General features: G+C 56.0%; 4 protein-coding genes. 1 reads left to right on the forward strand and 3 read right to left on the reverse strand.

Annotated elements, in window-relative coordinates:
* The 3 genes from B9L22_RS20775 to B9L22_RS19465 all read right to left on the reverse strand — a co-directional run.
* A partial coding sequence (locus B9L22_RS20775; RefSeq protein ID WP_198947353.1) for an efflux RND transporter permease subunit occupies positions 1-137 on the reverse strand: 137 nt, incomplete at its 3' end.
* 6 nt (positions 138-143) lie between these two features.
* Positions 144-1352, reverse strand: a complete 1209-nt coding sequence (locus B9L22_RS19460) for an efflux RND transporter periplasmic adaptor subunit (RefSeq protein WP_086151582.1) — start codon at positions 1350-1352, stop codon at positions 144-146.
* A 573-nt stretch (positions 1353-1925) separates the two neighbouring features.
* The gene (locus B9L22_RS19465) at positions 1926-2399 is read right to left on the reverse strand and encodes a hypothetical protein (RefSeq protein WP_198947354.1); all 474 of its coding nucleotides are present in this window, start codon (positions 2397-2399) and stop codon (positions 1926-1928) included.
* A 62-nt stretch (positions 2400-2461) separates the two neighbouring features.
* Here B9L22_RS19465 and B9L22_RS19470 point away from each other — a divergent pair.
* A partial coding sequence (locus B9L22_RS19470; protein WP_143317413.1) for a hypothetical protein occupies positions 2462-2672 on the forward strand: 211 nt, incomplete at its 3' end.

The raw sequence follows: 2672 nt of genomic DNA on the forward strand, positions 1-2672 counted from the left end.
TTCACCTGGATTTCCGGCGGGACGATGTCCGGGAACTGGGCGACCGGCAGGCGGAGATAAGTGATGACGCCGACGATCGTCATCACGATCGAGATCACGATCGCAACGATGGGCCGGTCAACGAAAAACTTGGCCACAGTGTGTTATTTTCTTTCCGGCTTGTTCTCGCCGTTTGCTTCAGGTTGTGCGTTGTTCGCCGCCACCGCTTGGTCCGCGGGCGGCGTCCATGGTTCTGCCACGACTGGCGCGCCCGACTTGATCTTTTGCAGACCTTCGACTACAACCTTTTCTCCCGGCTTCAGTCCGGAGGTAATGACCCAGTCGGTCCCGGTGCGCGCGCCGACCTTGACCGGTCGGATCTCGGCCTTATTATCGCCGCCGATAATGCCAAGTTGATAGGCGCCCTGCACTTCTGAGACCGCTCGTTGCGGCACGACCACCGCGGCTTTCAACACATCGGCCACGATTCGCGCCCGCGCGTAAAACCCCGGCCGTAAAATACTGCCCGGATTTCGCACCAGCGCAGTGACCAGGATTGTCCCGGTTGTAGTTTGAACTTGTCGATCTACCGAAAGCAATTTGCCCTTGTTAGGGAAGGTCGATCCATCGGCCAGAATGAGCTCGATGCTTTCCGGTCGTTGATCCAAAGGCTTGTTCAACGTTTCCTGAACGCGCCGATTGGCTGCCAAATAATCGGCTTCACTAACCGGGAACAAAATCTTGGCCGGATCGAGGGTCGAAACGCTGGTCAAAACCACGTTGCTTCCGGTGCCAACGAGGTCGCCCACCTGCGCCTTGGCGATGCCGGCGATCCCTTCGACCGGCGACGTGACGTGACAGAAGTTCAAGTTTAGCTGGGCTTCTTCCACCGCCGCCTGCAATGCCTGAACCTTCGCCTGGTTCGCTTCGTTCAGCTGCGTTTTGTTCGTATGTTCCTGTTCAGAAATTACTTTCTGAGCAAACAGCTTGTCGCTTCGATCTCTTTCAGCCGCAGCAGCTAACGCCGCGGCGCGACCTTGCTCGAGCTCGCTCTTTGCCTGGGCTAACGCCGCTGCGGACGGTCGCGGATCGATTTCGAAAAGCGGATCGCCTTTTTTGACCAGCGCGCCCTCGACATAACTGCGCTTAATTAAATGCCCACTGACGCGCGCCTGGATTTCCGCGTTTTCTGAACCATCAATCGTCCCGATCCATTCGCGATAAACCGGCACGTCTCGCGTCGCTGCTTCGAGGACAAGCACTTCGGGGGGTGGTGCGGAAGCGACTTCCGTCTTCCCGCAGCCCGTGAAAGCGCCAATTGCCACCACGGCGGAAAGCGTTACCAGGGTGGAGGAAGGATTTTTTGAGTTCATAAACTTAACGGCCTTGCCAGCCTGAATGCCACTCGCGTACCGTGCGGGTGGATGGAGTCGCGACCATACAACGCGACGCCCCGTTTTGTGGTCGTCCGCGGCTCCAGTTTGTAAGCACCGGTTGTTTTAGTCTCAACAGTTCGGCCGTGGATTGAAATTGCATCCAAATCCACCGTAAGTGCGCTGGACCGTCGTACGTCACCTAACGAAGACGCGATGACCACGGACACTGGCGTCCCTGCCGGCAGTACAATGTGTCCGTTGACCACCACATCCCGGTCGAGTTCGGCCTTAAAAGTTCGACCGACCCTTTCACGCGAGGAGATCGACGTCAGGGTTCGAACGATAAGCGTTGTGCCGGCTGGAATTGTCGCCGCGCTGGAAGAAGACGGCATGGCTGCCCAAATGCAGAGTGAAATTAAGAGGAAGAGTTGTTTATAGTAATTGTTCATGCGATTAGGTTCTCAGATCTTCGGTCAATTTGCCGCGCCGGTCCTCTGCTCGGATATTGGACTTTAGGCTTACTCACGCGGGATTGGACTGCCCCGGATCGACCTGCGGTCGTCCAGTTTGTTACTTCTTCAGCAACTTGCTCTTCGCCGCCGCTAATTCCTTCAGTTTGTCTGGGCCGACATCGGGATAGGACAAATTGAGCTCGGCCAGCGCCTCGATCACCGCAGCGGCGACGATTACTCGGGTAAACCATTTGTTGTCTGCAGGCACGACGTACCACGGCGCGGCCTTGGTCGACGTCTCCTGAATCATTTCTTCGTAGGCCTTCATGTAATCGTCCCAAAAATCGCGTTCGGCGGCGTCATTAGAGGAGAATTTCCAGTTCTTCAATGGATCTTCGATGCGTTCGAGAAAGCGGCGTTTCTGCTCTTTCTTGGAGACATGAAGGAAGAACTTCCGAACTACGACGCCGTTGTTTGAAAGGTACTGTTCGAAATTACGAATGTCTTCGAACCGATCTTTCCAGATTTCCTTGGTTACCAGTTTGGGCGGCAGTTTCTGTTTCGCGAGATATTCGGGATGGACCCGGACCACGAGCACCTCTTCATGTGAATTGCATCACGGTGCGGAGTGGGAAATTGCGTTTGGTCGGGGCGGTGCAACGCGCCGGCGACGAGCAGGCCGCGCTCGCTCTTATTCAAGACGAAATCGAACCGGAGTTGCAGGAGCTGCTCGATCCAGCGGCAGCAGAGGCCTTCAACCGCTCCATTCTTAAGCACATCGCGCCAGTCCGGGTTACCACGAAAACAATGCTGACCAAAGACGACATCTACGGCGCTGTTGCCTGTTTTTGGCTGGTCTTTGTGT

The organism is Cellulosimicrobium sp. KWT-B (genome assembly GCF_002127155.1).
In the GTDB taxonomy this organism is placed as follows: domain Bacteria; phylum Actinomycetota; class Actinomycetes; order Actinomycetales; family Cellulomonadaceae; genus Cellulosimicrobium; species Cellulosimicrobium funkei.